This window comes from Mesorhizobium sp. LNHC209A00, assembly GCF_000502915.1.
In the GTDB taxonomy this organism is placed as follows: domain Bacteria; phylum Pseudomonadota; class Alphaproteobacteria; order Rhizobiales; family Rhizobiaceae; genus Mesorhizobium.
This window is the reverse complement of the sequence record NZ_AYWT01000005.1, coordinates 42598-66641: the sequence shown is the minus strand read 5'-3', so window position 1 is coordinate 66641 and position 24044 is coordinate 42598. Positions and strand designations below refer to the sequence as shown.

26 protein-coding genes and 1 pseudogene are annotated in these 24044 nt (G+C 64.2%); 15 read left to right on the top strand and 12 right to left on the bottom strand.

Features of this window, described 5'->3' with window-relative positions; genetic code table 11:
• Positions 1 to 11: 11 nt before the first annotated feature.
• From X739_RS150960 to X739_RS150975, 5 genes and pseudogenes are all read left to right on the top strand, one after another.
• Positions 12 to 716 carry an ROK family protein gene (locus X739_RS150960; RefSeq protein ID WP_023771855.1) on the top strand — a complete coding sequence of 235 codons (705 nt, stop codon included), beginning with the start codon at positions 12 to 14 and terminating at the stop codon, positions 714 to 716.
• 207 nt (positions 717 to 923) lie between these two features.
• Complete coding sequence (locus X739_RS150965) at positions 924 to 1388, top strand: MucR family transcriptional regulator (protein WP_023771856.1); 465 nt, start codon at positions 924 to 926, stop codon at positions 1386 to 1388.
• Positions 1389 to 1511: 123 nt separating this feature from the next.
• Entirely contained in the window at positions 1512 to 2612 is a 1101-nt protein-coding gene (locus X739_RS150970) for an aminotransferase class I/II-fold pyridoxal phosphate-dependent enzyme (protein WP_023771857.1), read from the top strand.
• An 861-nt stretch (positions 2613 to 3473) separates the two neighbouring features.
• Positions 3474 to 4112 (top strand): annotated as a pseudogene (locus X739_RS0134390) (MFS transporter); the annotation flags it as partial.
• 15 nt (positions 4113 to 4127) lie between these two features.
• Positions 4128 to 4397 carry a hypothetical protein gene (locus tag X739_RS150975; protein ID WP_051407630.1) on the top strand — a complete coding sequence of 90 codons (270 nt, stop codon included), beginning with the start codon at positions 4128 to 4130 and terminating at the stop codon, positions 4395 to 4397.
• Positions 4398 to 4454: 57 nt separating this feature from the next.
• On the opposite strand, the gene X739_RS150980 is transcribed toward X739_RS150975, so the two are convergent.
• From X739_RS150980 to hemC, 6 genes are all read right to left on the bottom strand, one after another.
• On the bottom strand, positions 4455 to 5171 hold the full coding sequence (locus tag X739_RS150980) for a glutamine amidotransferase (protein WP_023794801.1): 717 nt from the start codon (positions 5169 to 5171) through the stop codon (positions 4455 to 4457).
• A gap of 15 nt (positions 5172 to 5186) precedes the next feature.
• Positions 5187 to 5666 (bottom strand): TerB family tellurite resistance protein, encoded by a 480-nt coding sequence (locus X739_RS150985; protein ID WP_015315071.1) that lies wholly within the window; start codon positions 5664 to 5666, stop codon positions 5187 to 5189.
• Between the two features lie 37 nt (positions 5667 to 5703).
• A complete protein-coding gene (locus X739_RS150990; RefSeq protein ID WP_023771861.1) occupies positions 5704 to 7296 on the bottom strand; it encodes a heme biosynthesis protein HemY in 1593 nt (530 codons plus the stop codon).
• A 10-nt stretch (positions 7297 to 7306) separates the two neighbouring features.
• Positions 7307 to 8860: a mitofilin family membrane protein gene (locus X739_RS150995; protein ID WP_023794800.1), complete on the bottom strand. Its 1554-nt coding sequence runs from the start codon at positions 8858 to 8860 to the stop codon at positions 7307 to 7309.
• A gap of 109 nt (positions 8861 to 8969) precedes the next feature.
• A complete protein-coding gene (locus X739_RS151000) occupies positions 8970 to 9686 on the bottom strand; it encodes a uroporphyrinogen-III synthase (RefSeq protein WP_023771863.1) in 717 nt (238 codons plus the stop codon).
• Between the two features lie 2 nt (positions 9687 to 9688).
• The gene (hemC, locus tag X739_RS151005; protein ID WP_023771864.1) at positions 9689 to 10615 is read right to left on the bottom strand and encodes a hydroxymethylbilane synthase; all 927 of its coding nucleotides are present in this window, start codon (positions 10613 to 10615) and stop codon (positions 9689 to 9691) included.
• A gap of 101 nt (positions 10616 to 10716) precedes the next feature.
• Here hemC and tsaD point away from each other — a divergent pair, with 101 nt between their 5' ends.
• The 7 genes from tsaD to X739_RS151040 are packed head-to-tail and all read left to right on the top strand — an operon-like array spanning position 10717 to position 15497.
• Positions 10717 to 11802, top strand: coding sequence for a tRNA (adenosine(37)-N6)-threonylcarbamoyltransferase complex transferase subunit TsaD (tsaD, locus tag X739_RS151010; RefSeq protein WP_198026145.1), 1086 nt, complete (start codon positions 10717 to 10719; stop codon positions 11800 to 11802).
• The gene (locus X739_RS151015) at positions 11799 to 12821 is read left to right on the top strand and encodes an NAD(P)H-dependent glycerol-3-phosphate dehydrogenase (protein ID WP_023771866.1); all 1023 of its coding nucleotides are present in this window, start codon (positions 11799 to 11801) and stop codon (positions 12819 to 12821) included. The genes tsaD and X739_RS151015 overlap by 4 nt, the downstream gene beginning before the upstream one ends.
• A gap of 37 nt (positions 12822 to 12858) precedes the next feature.
• Positions 12859 to 13155 carry a YciI-like protein gene (locus X739_RS151020; RefSeq protein ID WP_023771867.1) on the top strand — a complete coding sequence of 99 codons (297 nt, stop codon included), beginning with the start codon at positions 12859 to 12861 and terminating at the stop codon, positions 13153 to 13155.
• A 39-nt stretch (positions 13156 to 13194) separates the two neighbouring features.
• A complete protein-coding gene (locus X739_RS151025) occupies positions 13195 to 13620 on the top strand; it encodes an EVE domain-containing protein (RefSeq protein ID WP_023771868.1) in 426 nt (141 codons plus the stop codon).
• Positions 13617 to 14300, top strand: a complete 684-nt coding sequence (locus X739_RS151030) for a methyltransferase (RefSeq protein WP_023771869.1) — start codon at positions 13617 to 13619, stop codon at positions 14298 to 14300. Before X739_RS151025 ends, X739_RS151030 begins: the two co-directional genes overlap by 4 nt.
• 23 nt (positions 14301 to 14323) lie before the next feature.
• Entirely contained in the window at positions 14324 to 14740 is a 417-nt protein-coding gene (locus X739_RS151035; protein ID WP_023771870.1) for a DUF1761 domain-containing protein, read from the top strand.
• 13 nt (positions 14741 to 14753) lie between these two features.
• Complete coding sequence (locus X739_RS151040; RefSeq protein WP_023771871.1) at positions 14754 to 15497, top strand: glycosyltransferase family 25 protein; 744 nt, start codon at positions 14754 to 14756, stop codon at positions 15495 to 15497.
• 4 nt (positions 15498 to 15501) lie between these two features.
• Here the strand turns inward: X739_RS151040 and gcvA are convergent, their stop codons facing one another.
• A complete protein-coding gene (gene gcvA, locus X739_RS151045) occupies positions 15502 to 16434 on the bottom strand; it encodes a transcriptional regulator GcvA (RefSeq protein WP_023771872.1) in 933 nt (310 codons plus the stop codon).
• Between the two features lie 166 nt (positions 16435 to 16600).
• Here gcvA and X739_RS151050 point away from each other — a divergent pair, with 166 nt between their 5' ends.
• Positions 16601 to 16861, top strand: a complete 261-nt coding sequence (locus X739_RS151050; RefSeq protein ID WP_023771873.1) for a hypothetical protein — start codon at positions 16601 to 16603, stop codon at positions 16859 to 16861.
• Between the two features lie 66 nt (positions 16862 to 16927).
• On the opposite strand, the gene X739_RS151055 is transcribed toward X739_RS151050, so the two are convergent.
• On the bottom strand, positions 16928 to 17464 hold the full coding sequence (locus tag X739_RS151055) for a L,D-transpeptidase (RefSeq protein WP_198019203.1): 537 nt from the start codon (positions 17462 to 17464) through the stop codon (positions 16928 to 16930).
• Positions 17465 to 17608: 144 nt separating this feature from the next.
• Between X739_RS151055 and X739_RS151060 the strand changes: the two genes are divergently transcribed.
• Together X739_RS151060 and X739_RS151065 are read left to right on the top strand one after the other, a co-directional pair.
• Positions 17609 to 18292: a response regulator transcription factor gene (locus X739_RS151060; protein WP_015315056.1), complete on the top strand. Its 684-nt coding sequence runs from the start codon at positions 17609 to 17611 to the stop codon at positions 18290 to 18292.
• A 123-nt stretch (positions 18293 to 18415) separates the two neighbouring features.
• Positions 18416 to 18871, top strand: a complete 456-nt coding sequence (locus X739_RS151065) for a cyclic nucleotide-binding domain-containing protein (protein ID WP_023771875.1) — start codon at positions 18416 to 18418, stop codon at positions 18869 to 18871.
• A gap of 157 nt (positions 18872 to 19028) precedes the next feature.
• Here X739_RS151065 and X739_RS151070 read toward each other — a convergent pair whose 3' ends face one another.
• From X739_RS151070 to X739_RS151085, 4 genes are all read right to left on the bottom strand, one after another.
• On the bottom strand, positions 19029 to 19835 hold the full coding sequence (locus X739_RS151070) for an exodeoxyribonuclease III (protein WP_023771876.1): 807 nt from the start codon (positions 19833 to 19835) through the stop codon (positions 19029 to 19031).
• 99 nt (positions 19836 to 19934) lie between these two features.
• Positions 19935 to 20615, bottom strand: coding sequence for an outer membrane lipoprotein carrier protein LolA (locus X739_RS151075; protein WP_023771877.1), 681 nt, complete (start codon positions 20613 to 20615; stop codon positions 19935 to 19937).
• A gap of 133 nt (positions 20616 to 20748) precedes the next feature.
• A complete protein-coding gene (locus X739_RS151080) occupies positions 20749 to 23403 on the bottom strand; it encodes a DNA translocase FtsK (RefSeq protein WP_023784150.1) in 2655 nt (884 codons plus the stop codon).
• 209 nt (positions 23404 to 23612) lie between these two features.
• The gene (locus X739_RS151085) at positions 23613 to 23888 is read right to left on the bottom strand and encodes a hypothetical protein (protein WP_023771878.1); all 276 of its coding nucleotides are present in this window, start codon (positions 23886 to 23888) and stop codon (positions 23613 to 23615) included.
• Between the last annotated feature and the right edge of the window lie 156 nt (positions 23889 to 24044).

The following is a 24044-nucleotide window of genomic DNA, read 5'->3' as shown; positions in this document are numbered from 1 at the left end:
GAGGGGACGAGATGGCCAAGGTGGTTAAGAAGGCTGCGTCGGACACCGGGCAGGTCGTGCTGGCGATCGACATTGGCGGGTCGCACGTCAAGATCCTGACCAGCGACGGTGGCACCGAGCGCCGGACGGATTCCGGGCCTGACCTGACGCCAAGGCAGATGATCGACAAGGTGAAGAAGCTCGCCGACGGCCTGACCTACGACGTTATCTCGATGGGCTATCCGGGCCCCGTGCGTCAAAACAAGCCGGTGCTCGATCCCATGAATCTCGGCAAGGACTGGGCTGGCTTCGATTTCACCGCTGAGTTCGGCAAGCCGGTCAAGGTGGTCAACGACGCGCTGATGCAGGCCCTCGGCAGCTATGAGGGCGGGCGCATGCTGTTCCTCGGCCTCGGAACCGGCCTCGGTGCGGCGATGGTCCTCGACAATGTCGGCCAGCCGATGGAACTCGCCCACCTTCCCTACAGAAAAGGCCAGAGTTTCGAGGACTATGTCGGTGAACGCGGCCTCATAAAGCGCGGCAAGAAGAAGTGGCGCGGTCATGTCTTCGACGTCGTCAACCGGCTACGCGCCGCCCTGCAGCCAGACTATGTCGTCATCGGCGGCGGCAATGTCGACAAGCTCGACGAATTGCCCCCTGACTCCAGGCGCGGTGACAACACACGCGCCTTTGAAGGCGGATTTCGTCTGTGGCGCGACAAGGCGCTGATCGTCTGATATTATTACAGTTTAGTATAGTTGTTCAAAATGCCGTGTGATGTCGCGCCGATAGATTGCATTGTGCAGATTTGCCGACTAGGAAGTCAGCCCGACTACATCGCGTCGCGCGCGACGCTCGAAGACGACTCACTTTAATTTTGCGCATCATCCTTTTTGAAAACGGCCCCATTTTCGAGGTTATGCGCCATGGATGGAGGAAATAGATTGACCGACGAAAACAGCCACGCCAGCAAGACCCTCGACCTTCTCGAACTGACGGCCCATATCGTATCCGCGTATGTAGAGAAGAATCGCCTGCCCGCGTCCGGCCTTCCCGAGCTGATCGCCAGCGTTAGCGCCTCGATCAGCGGGCTCGGCCAGCCGGTCGCCCCCGTGGCGGCACCGCTGGTCCCGGCCGTCAACCCGAAGAAGTCGGTGACGCCGGATTTCATCATCTGCCTCGAGGACGGCAAGAAATTCAAATCGCTGAAGCGTCATCTCGGTGTGCATTTCGGCCTGACGCCGGACGCCTATCGCGCCAAATGGGGCCTGCCTTCGGACTATCCGATGGTTGCCCCCAACTACGCGGCTTCGCGCTCCGAACTGGCGAAGTCGATCGGCCTCGGCCGCAAGGCCGCCGTGGTCGCCCCCGTCAAAGGCAAAGGCCGGAAGGCCAAAGTCCTGGCCTGAGGCGATTTGACGCTGAGCCAATCGTTAGAACGACTGGAACAGAAGCCTGCCGGCGAATTCGCCTTGGCAGGCTTCGTGCTTTTGTGGCTTGGATAACCCGAGACAAGACGATCTGGGGGAGCCATGAACTACACCAGAATGGTGATCGAGAAAGAAGCGCCGGAGGAGTACGGTTACGACCGTATCCGTTACAACCTCTCCGAAAGTTCGATCGCCGATCAGAAACTTTCCGACATCGGCCTCTCGCTGCCTGATCTGACCCTTTTCTATGGCGAGCATCGCGGCGACAGGGAATTGCGCGCGCTGATCGCCGCGCAGGATGCTGGCATCGCGCCCGACGATGTGCTGGTCACGGCGGGTGCGGCCGGCGCGTTGTTCATCATCGCCACCTCGCTGCTCTCGGCCAGCGATCACCTTGTCGTCATCCGGCCCAACTACGCCACCAACATCGAAACGCCGCGGGCGATCGGCTGCGCCATCAGCTTTGTCGACCTCGCCTTCGACGAAAGCTTCGCCATCGACGTCGAGCGCGTCAAGGCCGCGATGCGGCCGAACACGAAGCTGATCAGCGTTACTTGCCCGCACAATCCGACCGGCACCATGATGAGCCGTACCGAATTGGACGCGCTGGTCGCGCTCGCCGAGGCCAGCGGCTGCCATCTGCTGGTCGACGAAACCTATCGCGATCTCTCCTATGGCAGGCGGCTGCCTTCGGCGGCCTCGCTGAGCAAAAAGGCCATCAGCGTCTCGTCGCTGTCGAAAGCCTTCGGCATTCCCGGCATCCGCATCGGCTGGCTGATCACAAGGGATGCGGCCCTTCAGGAGACATTTCTGGCCGCCAAGGAGCAGATCGGCATCTGCGGCAGCGTCGTCGACGAAGGCATCGCGCGCGGCGTGCTGGAGGGCCGCGACGCTTTCCTGGCGAAGCTGCTGCCCGAAATGGCCAGCCGCCGGGACATCGTCCAGGCCTGGATCGACCGCGAGCCGCTGGTCGACTGGGTGCGGCCCGACGGCGGTGTCGTCGGCTTCCCGCGCCTCAATGTCGAACCCGGCTTCGACTTCGACGGCTTCTATGTCAGGCTGCTGGAAGATCACCGCACCTATGTCGGGCCCGGCCACTGGTTCGAAATGGAAAAGCGCTTTTTCCGCGTCGGCTTCGGCTGGCCGACGGAGGCCGACTTGAAAGGCGGGCTGGAAGCGATTTCAGCTGCGCTGCGGCAGTAACTTCCGCGTGCTATCGGTGGTGCGGATCGAAAGTCGCTTGATCCGGGTTTGATTTTAAAGCATATCCGCCCCGAACTTTACCAAGTTCCATTGGTCGAACAGCGCCCATTCGGGAAGTGCCCCGCGCGCCGATGCCCACAGCAACGGGGCCTCACTGCATGATACCAGAACAAACCTTGCCCGAGCAGCGTTACGCGGCTTTCCGGCACAGAGCCTTCCTCAGCTACTGGACGGCGCGCTTTCTCACCACTTTCGCGACCATGATCGTTTCAGTGGCCGTAGGCTGGCAGGTCTATGATCTGACGCGCGACCCGTTCGATCTCGGCATTGTCGGCATCGTCCAGTTCCTGCCGTCTCTGCTTCTGGTGCTGGTTACAGGTGTCGTCGCCGACCGTTTCGGCCGCCGGCTGATCATGACGCTGGCGACCTTGGTCGAAGGCGCCTGCGCGCTGGCTCTGCTGTTTCTGACCCTGCGCGGCCTTACGACCCCGCTGCCGATCTTCGCCGTGCTGGTCATGTTCGGCATTGCCCGCGCCTTCTACGGGCCGGCTTCGTCCTCCCTGTTCGCCAATCTCGTGCCGCAGCGCGATTTCGCCAATGCCATCGCCTGGAACTCCTCCGCCTGGCAGACCGCGACGATTGTCGGCCCGGTCGCCGGCGGCTTGCTCTATGGCGTGTCGGCGGAAATGGCCTATGCGACCGCCGCGGTCCTGATGCTCGCCGCCGCGTTGCTGATCTTCACCATCCCCAAGCCCGCGCAACAGACCGCCACCGACAAGCCGACAATGGAGACGCTGTTTGCCGGATTCCGCTACATTTGGAGCGAGAAGAAGATCGGAAGAGCACACGTCTGAACTCCNGCAACAGACCGCCACCGACAAGCCGACAATGGAGACGCTGTTTGCCGGATTCCGCTACATTTGGAGCGAGAAGATCGTGCTCGGCGCCATCTCGCTCGACCTCTTCGCCGTGCTTCTGTCCGGCGCCTCGGCGCTGCTGCCGGTCTATGCCCGCGATGTTCTGCAGCTTGGCCCCTGGGGCCTCGGCCTGCTGCGCTCGGCACCGGGGATCGGCGCGATCTGCGTCGCCGTCTGGCTTGCGGGCCATCCTATCCGCGACCGCGCCGGCAAGATCATGCTGAGCTTCGTGGCGGCGTTCGGCGCCTGCACCGTGCTGTTCGGCCTGTCGACCCTCACTTGGCTCTCGATTGTGGCACTTGCCCTGCTCGGCGCCACCGACATGTTCAGCGTCTATATCAGGGAAACGCTGATCCAGCTGTGGACGCCCGACGAGGTGCGCGGCCGCGTCAACGCCGTCAACCAAGTCTTCGTCGGCGCCTCCAACGAGGTCGGCGAATTTCGCGCCGGCACCATGGCGGCGCTGATCGGCACGGTTCCGGCGGTTGTGATCGGCGGCGTCGGCGCCGTCGCGGTTGCCGGCCTGTGGGCCTATCTGTTCCCGGCGCTGCGCAAGGTGAGGCACCTCAAAGGACGAAACTGACGGGGCAGCGAATCTATGCTAAGCCCCCGCCGAACCAACCAAAGGACGACACAAGTGAGCGAACCGACCGTGGCCGAAGCGACCGAAAATATCTACGCGTCGCTCCGGGCGGACAATGCCGACATCGATGTCCATATCGCGACGCTCAAGGCAGCGCTGGGGCGAGAAGGGATAAAACAGGCGGTGTTCGATCCTGCCAAATTGGCGCAGAGCAACCGCTCGGGCCGCAAGTTGATGCAGGCTTATTTTCGGCAGCGCGGCGTGAGCGTAACGTTTTCGGACTAGTTTTTAGGCTCGAAGGCCCGCTGTCATAAGTCGGCGGTCAAAGCGCCGGCCCAGGCACTACCGCGCCACAGGTTCGCCAAAAATCGTGCGCAAAAACTCGTCGAGCCAGCGCTTCAAATGCATGTCCCATATCAGCCGGCCGCCGAGGTGGTCGCGGCCGGGCTGAGCGCCCGGCAGTTCGAAACGATGGGCGCCGCGCACTACCCAGCGCTGCATCATCACTCGGGTCAGTTCGCCGTGGAACTGGATGCCCCAGGCATTATCGCCATAGCGGAAGGCCTGATTGGGATAGGTCTCGTTCGTGGCCAGCAGCGTCGCGTCGCACGGCAGCGAAAAGCCTTCGCGATGGAACTGGTAGACCATCTCCGGCCAGTGCATCAGTTTCTTGCCAGCCTCGGTCGCTTTCAGCGGATACCAGCCGATCTCGACCAGCCCTTCGCCATGGCCCTCGACCTTGCCGCCGAGATGATTGGCCAGCATCTGCGCCCCAAGACAGATGCCGAGCAGTGGCCGGTTCTCCCTGAGTGGAATCTGCAGCCAGTTGGTCTCGCGACGGACGAACTCGTCCTCGTCATTGGCGCTCATCGGACCGCCGAAGACGACCGTGCCGGCGTGGCCATCCAGTGTCCCCGGCAAGGCGTCGCCGAGCGGCGGGCGGCGGATGTCGAGATCGAAGCCCTCTTCGAGCAGCATGTGGCCGACGCGTCCGGGGCTCGAATTCTCCTGATACAGCACGATCAGGATTTTTGGTTTCGACCTCGTCTGGCGCGGCATGGGACGGCGAAAATCCTATTCGTCCGAGGATGTTCCGGTGGCGCCCGGCGCGTGCGCCGCCGCCTTGCGCCGCGCCTCGACGCGGTCGTGGCGTTCGACACCGATCAACTCGGCGACACGCCACACCGTGTTGTCCTCCAGCTCATGCAGTTCGCCATCGGCATAAACGATCTCCCACATCAGGCCGATGAACGCCTTGCGCCCCTCCGCGTCAAGGTGGCGCTTGAGCACGCTGGTAAAGGCGTAGAGGTCGATCGCCTCGTTGTCAGCCCGCTCGCCGGCGGCGGCGAGTGCTTCGAGTTCGGCGCCGCTGATCGAATAGCTTTGCGCCAGCACCGCCTTGAACCGCTCCCATTCGACATCCTGGCGCACGCCGTCGGCATTCATCACATGGTAGAGCAGCGCCGAGGCCGCGACGCGCGGATCGTCCGTGCTGGCATGGCTGCCGGAGCCGGCCGGCAAATCCCTGAGAAACGACAGAACGCGCTCGAACATCAATTCATTCCCAAACGGCCCAACGGCCTGCCCAAAATCAAAACAGCCGGAACCGGCGGGGCGACTTTTCCGCCTCGTCGTCCGGATCGACGCCTGGATCGTCCGGCAGCCGCGCCAGTTCTTCCGCCGGCTCGACGGCCTCGGCGTCGGCGGGCACCGCGGCAAAGGCGGCGGCCGTGACCGGTGTGACATGATCCTCGCGGCTTTCGGCGTCCTTGCCCGTCGCCTCGTCGCCCGGTGCGGCGTGATCGATCACCTCGACCGGCCTTTCCGGCCTGCCCGGCGCCTCGATGGCCACTGCCGGGGCGTCCGGCTCATCGCGGCTGTCGATCAGCTGGCCAAGCCGCTCCATCGGCGCGCGCCATTCGAACGCGTCAAGCCGGCCGGTGACCGGCGAGACCGGCGCCCAGCGCTCGGAGATAACGCCGTCGGCGACCCAGGCGGGATCGCGCGGGGCTCGCACCGCCTTGGACAGCAGCTGCCGCACCTTGCCCTGATCGCCGGTCTCGGCCTCCTCGATGTCGGCGAGCAGCAGATAGGCGCCCTCGCGTCGGTCCATCCGGATCGCGGCCTCTGCCTCACGGCGGGCGGTTGAAAAATCCTGCGCGTCGAGCGCGGCACGCGCCACCGTCATCGACGATTCGGCGTGGTTCTTCTTCATTTCCTGCAGCTTCTTTGCCCGGTTCAGCCGATCGAGCACGGCGTCACCCGGCCTCGCATGGGTGTAGAGCTCGGCAATTTCGGGATGCGGGTCGGCCTTCCACGCCGCTTCGAGGATCTTCGAGCCCTTGCGCACGTCATTCTGTTTGAACAGCGCCGCGGCGGCGGCAACGGCGGCGGGGGCGAAATCCGGTTGCAATCTGTTGGCTTCGATCGCCGCTGTCCTGGCAGCCGCGGGATCGCTGTCGGCGAGCGACTGCGCCTTGGCGGTCAACAGCACGGCGCGGCGGCGGTTGGCGGCGTCACGCTCGATCTGCCGCGTCGACTTCTGCGCGTCGACCAGTTTCAGTGCACCATCCCAGTCGCCGCGCGCGGTCAGTTCCTCCAGCGTCGATTCGGCCGCCCAGGCCAGTTGCGGCGCCACTGCGGCGGCACGGCCGGCGTAGTGCCGGGCGGCGTTGCGGTCGCCCAGGCGTTCGGCTTCCAGGTAAAGCCCACGCAGGCCGAGCAGCCGCATTTCGGGATCGTCGAGCATGCTCTCGAATTTTTGGCGCGCGCCTTCATGGTCGCCTTCGAGCAGCGATGCCTGTGCTTCGAGCAGATGGATCAGCGGCTCCTGGTCGGAGCGGATCAGCTTGGCTGCTTCCTTGGTCTTCTTGCGGGCAAGCGCCCCGTCGCCGGCGCCGGCGGCGATCATGCCGGTCGACAGCGCCTGATAGCCACGGTCGCGGCGGCGCACGCGAAAATAACGCGAGATGGTGTAGGGGCTGTTCCACAGCGACTTGATGAGCCACCAGACAATCATCACCGCGGCGACGACAGCGACGACGGCAACCGCCGCCACCATGAGGCTCACCTGGTACTGATAGCCGTTGAAGGTGACGACCATGTCGCCCGGCCGATCGGCCAGCCAGGCAAAGCCCAGCCCGAGCGCGAAGACGACGATGAGGAAGGCGAGCAGGCGGATCATCGTGTTGCCCTCATGCCTTCATCGCGCCGGAGATCAGCGCGTCGACCTGGGTTTCGACCTCGATGCGCGCCTTCAGTTTGCCGGCAAAGTCGGCGCCTGCGGCCTTCGCGGCTGCAGGCAGCGTGTCATATTCGCTGAGTGCCTTGGCATAGTCGCCCTGGGTGACCGCAACCTCCATGCGCGCCACGATTTCCGGTGCGCCGGCGCCTTCGACGGCACCGATCGGCCGGACCTTGACCAGCGATTCAGCGCTCGACATCAGGTTCTGAAGGACGCCGGCATTCTGATCGACCGGCGTGGCGGCGGCGACCATGGCATTGGCGGCGGCATCCATCTTCGAGGCGATCTCGGTACGGGTCGGCACGCCCTTTTCGGCATAGGGCCGCAAGGTCGCGAGTTCGGGCGCATCAGGCGAAATCGCGGCCAGCGTATCGAGTTCGGCCGAAAACGGCGCGCCGCGGTCGAGCGCCGCCTTCAGCGCCGAGGCCGCGATGGCGAGTGCGATCTTTGGCTGCGACGCTTGCGCATCGACCTTGCCGGAAAGCTGCGACACCGACTGCTCCAGCGCGGAGAGACGGCCTTCCTGTGCCTTCGCCGACTCGCCCGTCGACTTCACCAGCGCATCGAGACCCGCCAGCTTTTCGTTGAGCGGGCCGAGATCGACAGGCGCCGCGCTGCCGGCCTTGCCGAGGGCTGCCACCGTGGTTTCGATCTGCTTGACTTTGTCGCCCAGCGCGGCAAGCCCGGCATTGTCGCCCGCACCACCCTGTTCGACCGCTGATTTCAGCGCCGCGACATCGCTCTTGACCTGATCCAGCGCCGACGACAGGCCGTCGACCTTGGCCGATGCACCGCCGCTGCCGCCGGCTTCCCTCATGTCCGCGATTTCGCTCTTCAACGAGGCGATCTCGCCATTGACGCCGTCTAGCGAGGCACCGGGAGCGGCACGCGGCGCACCGAGCACGCCGGCAAATTGCAGGCCACCGGCCCCGACCAGGGCGATGACACCACCGATGATGCCGGCGGCGATGCCGTTGAGGCCGCCCCGCTTCGGCTGCGTGGCCATCGGTTCGCTCCTTGAATCGGTTTTACCGAAAGCCGCCTTGGTCTCTGCGGTTTTGGCGTTTGCATCCTCGAAATTGTAGTCGAAAGCCTTGGCGCGGTTGGGGGATGTATCCGTACCGGGATAAGGCATTTCCGGCTCAGTGGCTTTGGCCTCGGCTTGCGGTGGCACTTCGGTGCCAGGCTGCCCGGCGGCGGCATCGCCATGCTCCCAAGGTTCGAGATCGGTCTGGTCGTCATGTACCGGNTCGGTGCCAGGCTGCCCGGCGGCGGCATCGCCATGCTCCCAAGGTTCGAGATCGGTCTGGTCGTCATGTACCGGCTCTTCCGGGGGCTCTGGCCGCGAGGCGTTCGCCGCCTCCTCGGCCTTCGCCTCGTCGGTCTGAGCGGTATTCTTGGCGGCATCCTCGTCGACGATGCGTGAGACGGCGCCCGGATCGAGATCGATGGTCACCGGCTCGCGGCGGCCTTTCGAGTGTCGCATCTTCGGCGTCTTGACCATGCAGGGGCTCCGCAAATTCGCTTCGTCTCAACGCCTGGCGGCGCGTGATGGTTCAGAAAGGGTCTAGCACATCACCAAGCGGTGAAAAGGGGCGGTGTGATGACGCGGGTCAGGGCCGTGCCCGCAAAAGTGCCAGCAGCGCCTCCTCGTCGGGCCGCGCGGCAACGTGCATTGCTTTGCCGGTGCTGTCGCCGAAAGCGACGGCAATCCGCGCGGAAAGCGCGAAAAAGTGCGTCTTTTCAAAGGTCTGATGCAGGGCCGGTCGCCTGGCCAGGATCTGCATTTCGGCAGCCGCCTTGGCCGAATATAGAAGCACCGCATCCACGGATTGGCCGGATATCAGCTGAAGGACCGCTTCCTCCGAATGGGTTACCGCAAGCGTGCCATAAGTCTCGACGGCATGGACCTGGACATGAGCAGCTTTCAGTCTCTGCTCGAAGGCATGAAAGCGCACACGCCCGCAGAGATAGACGATCGTTTTGCCGGAAAACGCGATTGCCATGCCGTCGGCCAGCGCCTCGGCATCGCCGGGCCCCTCATTGACCGAGAGAAAGCCGGCTTTGCGCGCGGCCTCCGCGCTCCTCCTGCCGACCGCATAACAGGGCAGGTTGGACAGGACCGCAATGATATCCCTGGGGGCATGGCGCACCGCATTAGCGCTGGTGATGGCGACGGCGGCCACGTCGTCCGGAACCCCCTTGGCATCGACCGGCAACGCCCGCGTCTCCGTCAAGGGCAGGAGAAGAGGTTCAAAACCCGTCTCCTCCAGCTTTCGCGCGGTGCGAGACGCACCCGGCTCCGGTCTGGTGACCAGGACGCGGAGCATCTTCAGAGCCAGCCGTCGAAAAACTTTTCGCCGGCCCCGGCACGCACCGACCGCGCCGCCTCATCACCGATGCGGGCGGCGTCCTGTGCCGGCCCTTGTAGCTCGACCGTGTGCGACTGCGTACCGTCGGGCGATATGATCAGCCCGGCGAAAGAGAGCTTTCCGGCCTCGATCGCGGCGTAGCCGGCGATAGGCGTGCGGCAGGAGCCATCGAGCGCCGCCAGGAAGGCGCGCTCGCAGGCGAGTGCCTGCCCGGTCGCCACATCGTGGATCGCCACCAGCATCTTCTCGACCTCGCGGTCGCCGATACGGGTCTCGATGCCGATCGCACCCTGGCCTGGCGCCGGCGGGAAGCTGTCTAGCGGCATCAAGTCGGTGGCAACATCTTCCAGGCCCAGCCGCTTCAGGCCGGCATAGGCAAGGATGGTGCCGCTCGCGACCCCTTCGTCCAGCTTGCGCAACCGCGTCTGCACATTGCCGCGGAACATCACCACCTCGAGATCCGGCCGCATGCGGCGGATCAACGCCTGCCGCCGCAGCGACGAGGAGCCGACTTTCGCCCCTTGCGGCAGTTCGGCGATCGTCTTCGCCGCCTTGCCGACAAAGGCATCGCGCGCATCCTCGCGCGGCAGGAAGGCGGAGAGTTCCAGGCCGGGCGGCAATTGCGTCGGCATATCCTTCGACGAATGCACGGCGATGTCGATCGCACCGGCGAGCAGGGCTTCCTCGATTTCCTTGGTGAATAGGCCTTTGCCGCCAGCCTCCGACAGCGGCCGATCCTGGATGCGGTCGCCGCTGGTCGAGATGACGACGACCTCGAACGCCTCCGCCGGCATGCCGTGCGCGGCCATCAGACGCGCCTGTGTTTCATGCGCCTGCGCCAATGCCAGCGGGCTGCCGCGTGTTCCGATTTTCAAGATTGTTTGCATGGCGCGCGGTCCGTGATAACCCCCGGCTGGCTTTGCGTTTCCGGGCACTCTCCTAACGAGGAACGCCCTGACATACAATCTCTGGAGACAGCGACGAATTGATCCGCGTTCTAGGCATTGAGACGAGTTGCGATGAGACCGCCGCCAGCGTCGTGGCGCTGGAGGGCGATGCCGCGCCGAAAATCCTGTCCAACATCGTGCTCTCCCAGATCGAGGAACATGCCGCCTTCGGCGGCGTCGTGCCGGAGATCGCCGCGCGCGCCCACGTCGAGGCGCTGGACGGCATTGTCGAGGCCGCACTCGCCGATGCGGGCGTGGCGCTGGCCGATCTCGATGCGATCGCCGCCACCGCCGGGCCAGGCCTCGTCGGCGGGCTGATCGTCGGCCTGATGACGGCCAAGGCGATCGCCGCGGCGGCCGGCAAGCCGCTCATCGCCGTCAATCACCTCGAAGGCCACGCCTTGACCGCGCGGCTGACCGACGGGCTCGAATTCCCCTATCTATTGCTGCTGGTCTCCGGCGGCCATACGCAGATTCTGGCCGTGCGCGGCGTTGGCGACTACCAGCGCTGGGCCACCACCATCGATGACGCGCTCGGAGAAGCCTTCGATAAGACCGCCAAGATGCTCGGCCTGCCCTATCCCGGCGGTCCCAATGTCGAGAAGGCAGCGCTGTCGGGCAATGCCTCGCGCTTTGCCTTCCCACGGCCGATGAAAGGCTCCGCACAGCCCGATTTCTCCTTCTCCGGCCTGAAGACGGCGGTACGCCAGGCGGCGACAGCGATCGAGCCCTTGAGCGACCAGGATGTCGCCGACATCTGCGCCTCGTTCCAGGCGGCCGTCGCCGATGCGCTCGCCGACCGTATTTCTCGCGCGCTGGAACGCTTTCGCGAAACATTCCCTGGCAGGGGAAATCCGGCGCTGGTCGTCGCCGGCGGCGTCGCCGCCAACCGCACGGTCAAGGCAACGCTGGAGCGGCTTTGCACTGACGCCGGTTTCAGCTTCGTCGCGCCACCACTGAAGCTTTGCACCGACAACGCGGCGATGATCGCCTGGGCCGGTATCGAACGTCTGCGAGAAGGCGTGGCGCAGGAGAACGGCTTCGATTTCGTGCCGCGCTCGCGCTGGCCCCTGGACACCGTCTCGGCGCCAATGGTCGGCTCCGGCCGTCGCGGAGCCAAGGCATGACCGATCGAGCCATGAAGAGCGGGGGTCTGGGCAAAAGCGATTGGCACGTCGCCGTGCTCGGCGGCGGCGCCTGGGGCACGGCGCTGGCGCTGGCCATGCTGCGCGCCGGCCATACGGTGCGGTTGTTCGCGCGTGATCCTGAAACCGTCGCCGCGATCGGGCGGGGCGAGAACCCACGCTATCTCCCGGGCATCGCCATCGCGCCCGGCATCGAGGCGACGAGCGACATGGAGGCAGCCCTCACTGGGGCCGATTGCGTGCTGACGGTGACGCCGGCTCAGGCGTTGCGGGCCACGCTGGCCGCCGCGAGGGATCATATGCCGGCCGGCATTCCGCTCGTGCTCTGCGCCAAGGGCATCGAGCGCGACACCGGCGCCTTGCTGTCGGCAATCGCTGCGGAAATCGTGCCGCCAAACCCGGTTGCCGCCCTGTCGGGGCCGAGCTTTGCCAGCGATGTCGCCCGCGGCCTGCCGACGGCCGTGGTGGTGGCCGCTGGCGACGAGGCGCTTGCCGCAAACCTTGCCGCCCGTTTTTCGGCTGAAAACCTGCGCTGCTATTCGAGCGACGACTTGATCGGCGTCGAGATCGGCGGCGCTTTGAAGAACGTCTTCGCCATCGCCGCCGGCGCTGTCACCGGGGCCGGACTCGGGGCCAGCGCACAGGCGGCCATGGTGACGCGCGGCTTCGTCGAACTGCGCCGCATCGGTGCCGCCTTCGGCGCCAGGCCCGAGACCCTGATGGGGCTTTCCGGCCTTGGCGACCTGCTGCTTACCTGCTCGTCGGCGCAGTCGCGCAATTTCGCCTATGGGCTGGCGCTCGGACAGGGCAAGGCTCTTTCCGGATTGCCGCTGGCCGAGGGGGTGCCGACCGCGGCGATCGCCGCCCGCATCGCCACCGAGCGCGAAATCGATGCGCCGATCATAGCCGCGGTCGCTGCCATACTGGACGGCACCATCACCATCGGGCAGGCCGTGACGGCGCTGATGACCCGGCCGCTGAAGACCGAAACCAACGATTGATGCCCACACTCTGATCCAATCACCCAGGAGAAAGACCATGCTGTTTGCTCTGATTTGCAAGGACAAGCCAGGAAGCCTGCACGTGCGCCTCGACACGCGGCCCGAGCATGTCGCCTTTCTCGAAGGGCTGAACGGCGACAAGAAATTGGCCTTTGCCGGTCCGTTCCTCGACGCCGACGGCAAGCCCAATGGCAGCCTCGTGGTGGTCGAGACGCCCGATCTGGCCAGCGCGCGGGCTCTGTCGGCCGCCGACCCCTACGCAAAGGCCGGCTTGTTCGAAAGCATCGAAATCCGCCAGTGGAACTGGACGTTCAACAAGCCGGCGGCTAGTTAATTCGCGGCGCCCGCGACCGAGCCGCAAGGAGGAGAGAAAATGAACTACTGGCTGTTCAAATCCGAACCCTCGGTTTTCTCCTTCGAGGCGTTGAAGGCCAAGGGCAAGGCCGGCACGCAATGGGACGGCGTACGCAACTACGCCGCCCGCAACAACATGAAGGCCATGCAGGTCGGCGATCTCGGCTTCTTCTACCATTCCAACGAGGGGCTGAACGTGGTCGGCATCGCCGAGGTCTGCGCGCTGGCCCATCCCGACACCACGTCGGATGATCCGCGCTGGGAATGTGTCGACATCCGCGCCGTCAGTGACATGCCGAACCCGCCGACGCTGGAAGAAGTCAAAGCCAATCCAAAACTGGCCGAGATGGCGCTGGTACGGCTCGGACGGCTTTCCGTGCAGCCGGTGACCCCGGCCGAATGGAAGGAAGTCTGCCGTATGGGCGGCCTGACGCCTGCGCCGTGACGGCACTTTCACCCGATAGCGCCAAGCAATTCGTTCTCGACAACACGGCGCTGATGGCGCCGCCGCATGTGCCTGAGATTCGTCTCCACCTCGCCGACGAAGCGCATGATCTCTGGCAGCGGACAGAGGATGAACTGGTCGAGATCGGCCTGCCGCCGCCCTTCTGGGCGTTTGCCTGGGCGGGCGGCCAGGGCCTCGCCCGCTATGTCCTCGACAATCCCGATTTGGTGCGAGGCAAGCGCGTGCTCGACTTCGCTTCGGGCTCCGGCCTCGTCGCCATCGCCGCCGCCAAGGCGGGCGCTGCCGAGGTAACCGCCGCCGACATCGACCCGTTCTGCGCCACCGCGATCCGCCTCAACAGCGAGGCCAACGGCGTCGGCGTCGGGTTCCTCGGCACGGACTGTGTGGGCACGGACGCGGGCTGGGACGTGGTCCTGGCAGGCGACGTCTTCTATGACAAACCCTTTGCCGACCGGCTGATGCCGTGGTTTTCGACGCTCAAACGGCGTGGCGCCGACATTCTGGTCGGCGATCCCGGCCGGTCCTATCTGCCGCGATCGGGGCTGGAGCCGCTTGGCGTCTATCAGGTGCCGGTGACAAGGGCGCTCGAGGATGCCGAAGCCAAACGCACCACGGTATGGCGACTGCTTGACGCTATCGCCGAACAGGCGTTTCCATAAAAACCAAACAGGAGGGGGAACTCATGGATTTTTCAGCAGTGAATTGGCTGGCGGTGATCGCCGCCGCCGTCGTGGCCTGGCTGTTCGGTGCCGCCTGGTACATGGCGTTGAGCAAGCCCTGGCTGAAGGCCGCCAAGCTCGATCCGGCGACGATGAAGAAATCGCCGCTGCCCTTCGTCATCTCCTTCATCGCCGAACTGCTGATGGCCTACATCATGGCCCTGGTCGTCGGCGCGATGACGGGTGGTGAGCCGACCTGGCTGGCCGGGCTGATCTTCGGCTTCGTGCTTTGGCTGGGTTTCGTCGCCACGACGCTGTCGGTCAACCATCGCTACGAGAATTTCGGCTGGGACCTGACCCTCATCGATGGCGGTCACTGGCTTGGCGTGCTGTTGATCATCGGCGCGGTGATCGGCTGGTTTGGCGCCGCAGCAAGCTGACGGTGCGTTGACGATGGCGGACGAGTCCGGATTTCCCCGCGACCTGGTGTTCACCAGGATCTGCCACGTCAAGCAGGGCTACGACGACCGGCGCCGGCACATCGTGCGCGAGTTCGACCGGCGCGGCGTGCCGGTCACCTTCTACACCGACTGGGACAGGGCGGAAATCACCCCGGAGATTCGTGCTGACTTGGTCGCTCCCGATTTTGTCCACCCGGCGCAGGTCTCGCTGGCGCTGAAGCATGTCGGCATCTGGCGCGACTTCCTCGAAACCGACCTGCCCTATTGCCTGGTCTTCGAGGATGACGTCTTCCTCGCGCGCGACTTCGTCGCCAAATTCCGGCAAGGGCTGGCCGAACTCGGCAGCCCGATGCGCAAGGCCGTCATCTATCTCGGCAACGGCAGCAACTACTACACGCCGAGTTGGAAATTGCGCAGGGGCCAGAGGCTCTACCCGGCGCTGCATGCCAGGTGCGCGGATTCCTATCTCATCACCCGTCCGGTCGCCGAAGCCCGCTGTGCCTGGATCGATCAACACAAGATCTACACCGTGATCGACCACCAGATCGAGCAGATGGACGAGAAACTGGGGGTGGAGATGCTGTGGTTCGAGCGGCCAATCGTCGAGCAAGGCAGCGAAAACGGCGCTTTCCAGACTTCCGTCGCCGGCAAGATGCAGCCGCTGCTCTACAAGAAGCTGAAATGGAACGTGAAGAAGTACCGACGCATGATCTTCGGCCACAACGCCCGGTCCTGACGATCTAAAGTTTGTCCGCCGTTCGCGTCCTGGAAACTTCCTCTAGGATCCATTCGCGGAAGGCGACAATGCGGGGATCGTCGGCCATGGCTTGGGGATAAACTAGGAAATAGGCGTATTCCGGCGCAACCCTGATGCTGAGTTCGAAGGGCCGCACCAGCCGGCCCTCGGACAGGTCGTTGGCCACCATGGCGAAATCGGCGAGCGCGACGGCATTGCCGTCGAGCGCTGCCTGGACCGCATCCGTCGATGTGCCGAAAACGACTGTGCGGCTGTCGTCGAAATCGTTGATGCCGGCCGCCGCCATCCACATGCGCCAGTTCGGCCATGTCACGCCCTGGCGGGCCCATTCGATATGAGCAAGCGTGTGGTTGAACAGGTCGCGCGGCTCGCGCAGGGGCGGCCCGGACGTCAGCAGGCCCGGACTGCACACCGGAATAATGATGTTGTCGAACAGGCGGTGCGCGCTGAGCCCCGGATATTTGCCGGCGCCGAAGCGGATGCCGACATCGACGTCGTCGAGATCGAAATCGCGCAGGCCATAGGCGATGTCGAACCTGAGTTCGATGCCCGGCCGCTGCTGGCGGAAATTCTCGACGCGCCGCATCAGCCATTTCGCGGCGAACTGCGCGTCCAGCGTCACCTTCAGAAATTCGGTGCCGCGCGCCATCTTGCGCGCCCGCATCACGGCACGGCCAAGCAGGTCGAGCGTGTCGGTCGCCGCCTCGTAAAGCACCGTGCCCGCCTCCGTCAGCCGGATGGTGCGGCTGGTGCGGGTGAACAGCACGATGCCGAGCTGATCCTCGATTTCCTTGATCTGGTGGCTGACCGCGGCGGGCGTCAGGCCGAGCTCGTCGGCGGCACGGGTGAAGTTGAGGTGCCGGGCCGCCGCCTCCAGCGTCCTGAGCGCCCGCGTTCCCGGCAAGAGCGCTGCCATCAGCGTGCGACCTGATCGAAGCGGCTCATGGAGCCTCAATCCTCAAATAAAACTTGACGATGAGAAAAGAACTACTCGTTTCCCGTTTGTTTTTCAATACGGCATGATTGCGGCATCAAAGACACCATCAAACCGGATTTGATGTCCGGAGAATACGGATCACCTCATGTCTCACATCGCTCTTCGCCCTGCATACATCGCCCGGCCAGACTGGATGTCGGCTGCCCGTACCTGGCTGCGGCAGGCCAGGGTCGCGATCAACCTTCCCTACGAGATCAACCTTCCCCACCAGAACGTCGAGGACCTCTCCGATCGCCAGTTGCGCGATGTCGGGGCCGCCCGCAGGGACATCGCCCGGGCCATGGACCGCGAGACAGGCCGGTTGGGCCTTCTCGACATCGGCTGGCAGCGGAATAGGAAGGGATAAGCGAGCATGGGAGTAGGATGATGCGACTTTAGCGTGTCTGCTGCCGCCAAGACTTCCCTATTCCCCCTATCTCACCACCCTTACCACTGTCCGGTCCGACAGGAGCGGCAAGAGCCGCGCCATCGTGCGCGCGGTTACCGCCACGCAGCCTTCCGTCGGCGTGAAGCCGGGACGCGCCAGGTGGAAGAAGATGGCGCTGCCGCGCCCGCGCCGGCGCGGCGCGATGTTCCAGTCGAGCACCAGGCAGGCGTCATAGAGCCGGTCGTCGCGCCGCATGCGTTCGTGGCTGGCGCCGTAGGGAATCTTGACCGGCCTGTTATAGTTGCGGTCGTCCGGCACTTCGCACCAGCCGAGGTGCGGCCCGATCGGCGCCATCGCCAGGCGCGTTCTGCGGCCGGCGGCAAACTGATCCTCCCGGAAATAGCCCGCTAGGATGCGCATCGAGGCGAGCGGCGTGGCGCCGTCGCCTTCGCGCTTGCCGGCCGAGATGCCGCCGCGCCCCAGCGCGCACGCAAACACCGTTTTGCCGGCCTGCAGCAGCCCTTGGCTTGGATGGCCGGGCCTAGCCCGCACGGTCAGCACGCGCAGCCGTTTTGCCAAAATTGCGCCGGCTGCATTGCGATCGCGTTTTTTCTTGTATGATCGTGCCACGGAACAAATCACTGTGATCGGCTATTGTGCCGGCCAGCTTCCGCATAAATACGCAGCGGTCAACTGAATTCACTTTTCAAAACAACGGATTGATCCATGACCTCACGTACCATCCTGATCGTCGATGACGATGACGACCTGCGCGGCACGCTGGTCGAGCAACTGTCCCTCTACGAGGAATTCGATGTGCTGCAGGAAGCGACTGCGGCAAAAGGCGTCACCGCTGCGCGCGGCGGGCTCATCGACCTGCTCATCATGGATGTGGGCCTGCCCGACATGGACGGCAGAGAAGCGGTGAAAATCCTGCGCAAGGGCGGCTACAAGGCCCCCATTATCATGCTGACCGGCCACGACACCGATTCGGACACGATTTTGGGTCTCGAGGCCGGCGCCAACGACTATGTGACCAAGCCGTTCCGGTTCGCGGTGCTGCTTGCCCGCATCCGGGCACAGCTGCGCCAGCATGAGCAGAGCGAGGACGCGACCTTCTCGGTCGGCCCCTACACCTTCAAGCCCAGCCAGAAACTGCTCATCGATCAGCGCGGCGGCAAGGTGCGGCTGACGGAAAAGGAGGCCTCGATCATCAAGTATCTCTATCGCGCCGACCAGAAGGTGGTGACGCGCGACGTGCTGCTGGAGGAAGTGTGGGGATACAATTCCGGCGTCACCACGCACACGCTGGAAACCCATGTCTACCGTCTGCGCCAGAAGATCGAGCGCGATCCTTCCAATGCTGAAATTCTTGTGACAGAAAGCGGCGGCTACAAGCTGGTTCCTTAAACATTTCACCATTCAAATGAGCGGTTCGGGCGGGGCCGCTTTCGGGTACGATCCTGTCGAAGGGGGATTCTGGGACCGTACCGCAGAGGAGGGATTGGACTGACCGTTCGGGGACACAGCTAGATGGCGCTGGATGACGACATCCGCATCCTGTCCGCCGTGAGGCTTTTCGAGGGCTTCACGCAGGAACAGTTGCGCCTGCTCGCCTTCGGTGCCGAGGCCACTTTGGTGCAGGCCGGCCACAAGCTTTATCGCGAGGACGATGTGGCCGACTCGGCCTATGTGGTGGTCAGCGGGCGTATCGTGCTCTATCGCGAGCAGGATGGCGAGCGCATCCCGATCGGCAAGGTCGGCCCCGGCACGATGCTCAGCGAGCTGGCGCTGATCGCCGATACCAACCGGCTGACCAGCGCCTCGGCCGAAATCGACTCGGAAGTAATAAGGCTGAGCCGCAAGATGTTCCGGCGCATCCTGGAGGAGTATCCGGAATTAGCGGTGAAACTGCATCAGCGCATCTCCGAGGAATTTCACGACATGATCCGACGCATCGAGGAATTGGCCCCACGCTTTTCGGGTTGACCTGGCATTTGGCGTCGTAGGGGTCGCGATTCAGGTCAAGCCGGGGCGAAGACGGTGGATTCCGAGAACCGGAGCGGAGCGTCCTTGAAGTACGTGAACACCGGAAGCTCAGGAAGCCGCCGTTTGCAGGCCGGCTTCACCCGAATATCGATACACCCTAACCCAGATCGAACCGGGCAATAACTGGCACATGGTCCGACGGCCGGTCCCAACCACGGGCGGCTCTAAGGATCTCGTAGCCGGCAAAACTGGGCACCAGGTTTGCCGACGACCAGACATGGTCGAGCCGCCGGCCGCGGTTGGACGCCTCCCAATCCTGCGCCCGATAACTCCACCAGGTATAGAGCTTCTGCTCCGATGGCACGTTGTGCCGCATCAGGTCGACCCAGCCGCCGGCGCGCCGCATCGCCTCGAAGCTTTCGGTCTCTACCGGCGTGTGGCTGACCACGTTGAGCAATTGCTTGTGCGACCAGACATCATGCTCCAGCGGCGCGATGTTGAGGTCCCCGACCAGCACCGACGCCGACACCTCGCCGTGTTCGGCCCGGATGGCGTTCATCTCGGCGACGAAATCGAGCTTGTGCCTGAACTTCCTGTTGATCTCGGGATCCGGCTCGTCGCCACCCGCGGGCACGTAGAAATTGTGCACCAGGATGGTCTTGCCTCCGGCCTGTACCGTCACCGACAAGTGGCGACTGTCCTCGATGTCGCAGAAGCGGCGCTTTTCGACCACCTCGATCGGCCGCCGCGCCACCGTCGCCACGCCGTGATAGCCCTTCTGGCCATGGAATGCGATGTAGGGATAGCCGACCTTGCGAAAGGCTTTTTCGGGAAACAGCTCGTCCGGGACCTTGGTTTCCTGCAGGCAGAGCACATCGGGCGCGTACTCATCGAGCAGGCGTTCGACAATCGGCATGCGCAGGCGCACGGAGTTGATATTCCAGGTGGCGATCGAAAAGGGCATGCGGAGGGGGTCCGGCAAGAGATCGCCATTCTACTGCCAGTCGCGCGCCGCAAAAACAAGCCAGCCCGCTCCGCTACAGGCCTGGCTATATCGGCGGGCCTACCGCGTCTTGGTGTTCAGCTCGCGATTGGCCGTATAGTCGATGGCAAAGGTATCGGGCGCGAAGCTGACGCCTTCCTTGGTGTTGAAGATCATCACCGTCGTGTCCTTGCCCTGCGCGTCGGTGATCGTCCACTGCCGCAGATCATAGGTTTTCGGGTCGAACATCATGGTGATCCGCGCGTTGCCGAAAACCGACTTGTCGGAAAGCTGGATGGTTGTGAGGTCGTCTTCTTCCTTGACGCTCTTGACGCGGTTGCCGGAGAGGTCGATGTGGTCGTCGAGCAGCAGCTTCAGCGGCGTCTTCGACAGCGGATAAAGGTCCGACGTGTTCAGTTTCTTGTTGAGTATGGCAACCGATCTGCCGTCGGAAATCACCCGGAAATTCGAAGACCCGTCGTAGTTGAAGCGGATCTTGCCCGGCCGTTCCAGGAAGAATTTTCCGCCGGTCTGCTCGCCCTTGGGACCGAACTGCACGAATTCGCCGCTCATCGACTTGACCGCCGAGAAATGGTCGGCGATCTTCTGTGCCGCCGCCGGTACGGCCGCTTGTGCCGAGGCGAGCAACTCGAATCCGGGCACCACGTTGAGGGCGGCGGCACCCGCGAACACCAGGCCGAGGCCGAGCAATTGGCGGCGTGTCGGGGCAAAATCGCTGAGCGCTGAAAGATCGTTTTTCATATCGGTCACTCTCGTCCGGTTCCTGATTTGGTCGCTGTCGTGAACCCCCAGTTGGGCTGAAGTTTGGCGAGGCGATCGCTGCTCAGTCGGTGAACGCGCCAAAAGGTTCAAAGTTGCCGCGAACTCTCCACTGTCAGAACTTGTCGTCTTCGGTCGGCACCAGGATTTCGCGTTTTCCGGCATGGTTGGCCGGGCCGACAATGCCTTCCTTTTCCATCTTCTCGATGATCGAGGCAGCTCTGTTATAGCCGATGCCCAGACGCCGCTGGATGTAGCTGGTCGAGGCCTTGCCGTCCCGCAGCACCACCGAAACCGCCTGATCATAAGGGTCGTCGGAATCCTCGAAATTGCCGCCCCCCCCGCCGCCCGAACCGCCCTTGCCGGACGGCTCGTCGTCGTCCTCGCCGTCGTCCTCGGTGATGGCGTCGAGATATTCCGGCACGCCCTGCAGCTTCAGGTGCCCGACGATCTTCTCGACCTCGTCGTCAGAGACGAACGGCCCGTGCACGCGCTGGATGCGGCCGCCGCCCGCCATGTAGAGCATGTCGCCCATGCCGAGCAGCTGCTCGGCGCCCTGCTCGCCCAAAATGGTGCGGCTGTCGATCTTGGACGTCACCTGGAAGGAGATGCGGGTCGGGAAATTGGCCTTGATGGTACCGGTGATGACGTCGACCGACGGACGTTGCGTCGCCATGATGACGTGGATGCCGGCCGCACGCGCCATCTGCGCCAGCCGCTGCACCGCGCCTTCGATGTCCTTGCCGGCGACCATCATCAGGTCGGCCATTTCGTCGATGATGACGACGATATAGGGCATTGGCTCGAGATTAAGGTCCTCGGTCTCGTAGATCGCCTCGCCGGTCTGGCGGTCGAAGCCGGTCTGCACGGTGCGCGAGATCTTTTCGCCCTTCTTCTCGGCCTGCTGCACGCGGGCGTTGAAGCCGTCGATGTTGCGCACGCCGACCTTGGACATCTTGCGGTAGCGGTCCTCCATCTCGCGCACGGTCCATTTCAGCGCCACCACCGCCTTCTTCGGGTCGGTCACGACGGGCGTCAGAAGATGCGGGATGCCGTCATAGACGGAGAGTTCGAGCATTTTCGGATCGATCATGATCAGCCGGCACTCCTGCGGGGTGAGCCGGTAGAGCAGCGACAGGATCATGGTGTTGATGGCGACCGACTTGCCCGAACCGGTGGTGCCGGCGACCAGCACGTGCGGCATCTTGGCGATGTCGACGATGACGGCCTCGCCATTGATCGTCTTGCCCAGCGCCAGCGCCAGCTTGGCCTTGGTCGTCTCGAAGTCGCGGCTGGCCATGATCTCGCGGAGGTAAACCGTTTCGCGCTTGGCGTTGGGCAATTCGATGCCGATGGCGTTGCGTCCCGGCACCACGGCGACGCGGCAAGCGATCGCGCTCATCGAACGGGCGATGTCGTCGGAAAGGCCGATGACCCGCGACGACTTGATGCCCGGCGCGGGTTCGAGTTCGTAAAGGGTGACGACCGGACCCGGGCGAACGGCAATGATCTCGCCCTTGACGCCGAAATCCTCCAGCACGCCTTCGAGCAGGCGCGCATTCTGTTCCAGCGCGTCCTTGGAAAGACTTGGGTCGCGCGCGACATTCTTCGGTTCGGACAGGAAATGCAGCGACGGCATTTCGAACCTGTCGGAGCCGATCAGCGAGGTTTGCGCCTCGCGTTGGACGCGCGCGCCCGGCACGGGTCTCGCCGCCGGCGCCTCCACCCGGGTGGCGGCATCGGAACGGAACTGCTGGACCTTGGTCTGAGCGCGCCGCTGGGCGACGGGCTCGTCATCGAAATCCATATCCACGTCGTCGCGGCCGAAGACATCGTCGTCGTCCGGGTCGACGGAGACGCTGCGGTCGTTGACCATGGCGGCGAAGAATTCCGGTTCGACACGGGCGCGGCCGTCATGGCTCATGCGCTGCTCGGCGAACTCGGCCGACTCGACGCGTTCGGCGGCGCGGCGCCAGGCGCTGGCGCGCGGCTCCATCTCCGGTTCGAACTCGTCGTGCTCCTGCCTGCGGCGCACCGCGCGACGATGCATCCACGCGCGGAATGAAAGCCACCAATGGGTGATGGCGCCCAGCGCCAGTATGCCCTCGTCGCCCTCGTCCTCGTCATTGTCGAACAGAAGCTCGTCCTCGCGCGGGTCCGCGGCGGCCGGTTCTTCCATCACGGCGAAGCCGTTCTTGCGCCCGAGCAGCGCGGCGCCATAGGCGAACAGCCAGAGCGCGGGCGCAGCCAGCACTATGGCGAGCACGCTGGCCACCAGCCCGCTCGGATAGCCGCCGATGAGGACACCGGGGATCTTGAGCACCATGTCGCCGAAGACGCCGCCGAGGCCGGTGGGCAGGGGCCAGGTCTTGGGCGGAACGATGCAGCCGGCGATGGCGGCGGCCAGCAGCGCGAAACCGAACCAGAACAGCCCGCGCCTGGGCAGCCGGTCGACACCGCGCGCCGAAAACAGGAGGTATCCCCAGATCACCGCCGGAACCAGCGCGGCGACCGCGGCAAGGCCGAAGAACTGCATGGCGAGGTCCGAGAACACCGCGCCGGCATAGCCCATGGCGTTGGTGACGGTGTTGGCGGTGGCGTGCGAGAAGCTGGGATCGGCGACGTTCCAGGTCGCGAGGCTGGCGACGGCGAAGGCCGTGAACGCGAACAGGCCAGTGCCGATCAGCCGGCCGACCTGGCGCCGCGCGAATGCCTGGATGCCGTGCCCCGTATCGGTCAGCGCGAGCGGTGCTGAAGCCCCTGAACGCATGCTCTTCCTCGTCAGTGATTGCCTGGCAGGAGCGCATGACGCACTCCGGCAGATTCGGATGCCAGACTAGGCGTGGGAAGGTTAAGGGCGCATTAACTATAAGAGCGGGGGCGACCGCCCTTTTTGGCACCGACATCTACCAGTGGCCGGACCAATGAAAAATGGCGGGCGCCCTTGCCCGCCATCCATTCGTTGGGTCGGGCAGCGTGCTACTTGCTGCCGCCGAGCATTTTCACATTGGCGCAGAACTCGGCGTGCGGCTTGCTCATCGCCGCGTCCTGGCATTCCTTCCTCATGGCGTCCTGCTTCTCCTTCGGCATGGCCATGAAAGCTGCCTTGAATTCCTCCATCGGCTTCATGGTTTTCATGCTGGAATCGGTGAAGAACGGCGCCATGTTGTCCGGCTCGTCCAGCGCGCCGGCAAATGCAAAGCCGCTGACCATGGAAAGTGCGAGTGCCCCGAGGCAGACATTCTTGAGGTTCATGAGAAAAATTCCTTCCCTGTTTCAAAAACAAGAGCGTCAAAACGACGATCGCCTCCTGAGTTCGGCGACAGAGCGGTCGATGTTTCCTCGAAAAGCTTCTTCACGCGAACGTGATTGCGCGGACTTGGACGAAGCGAGAACGAATTTGCAAAAAAA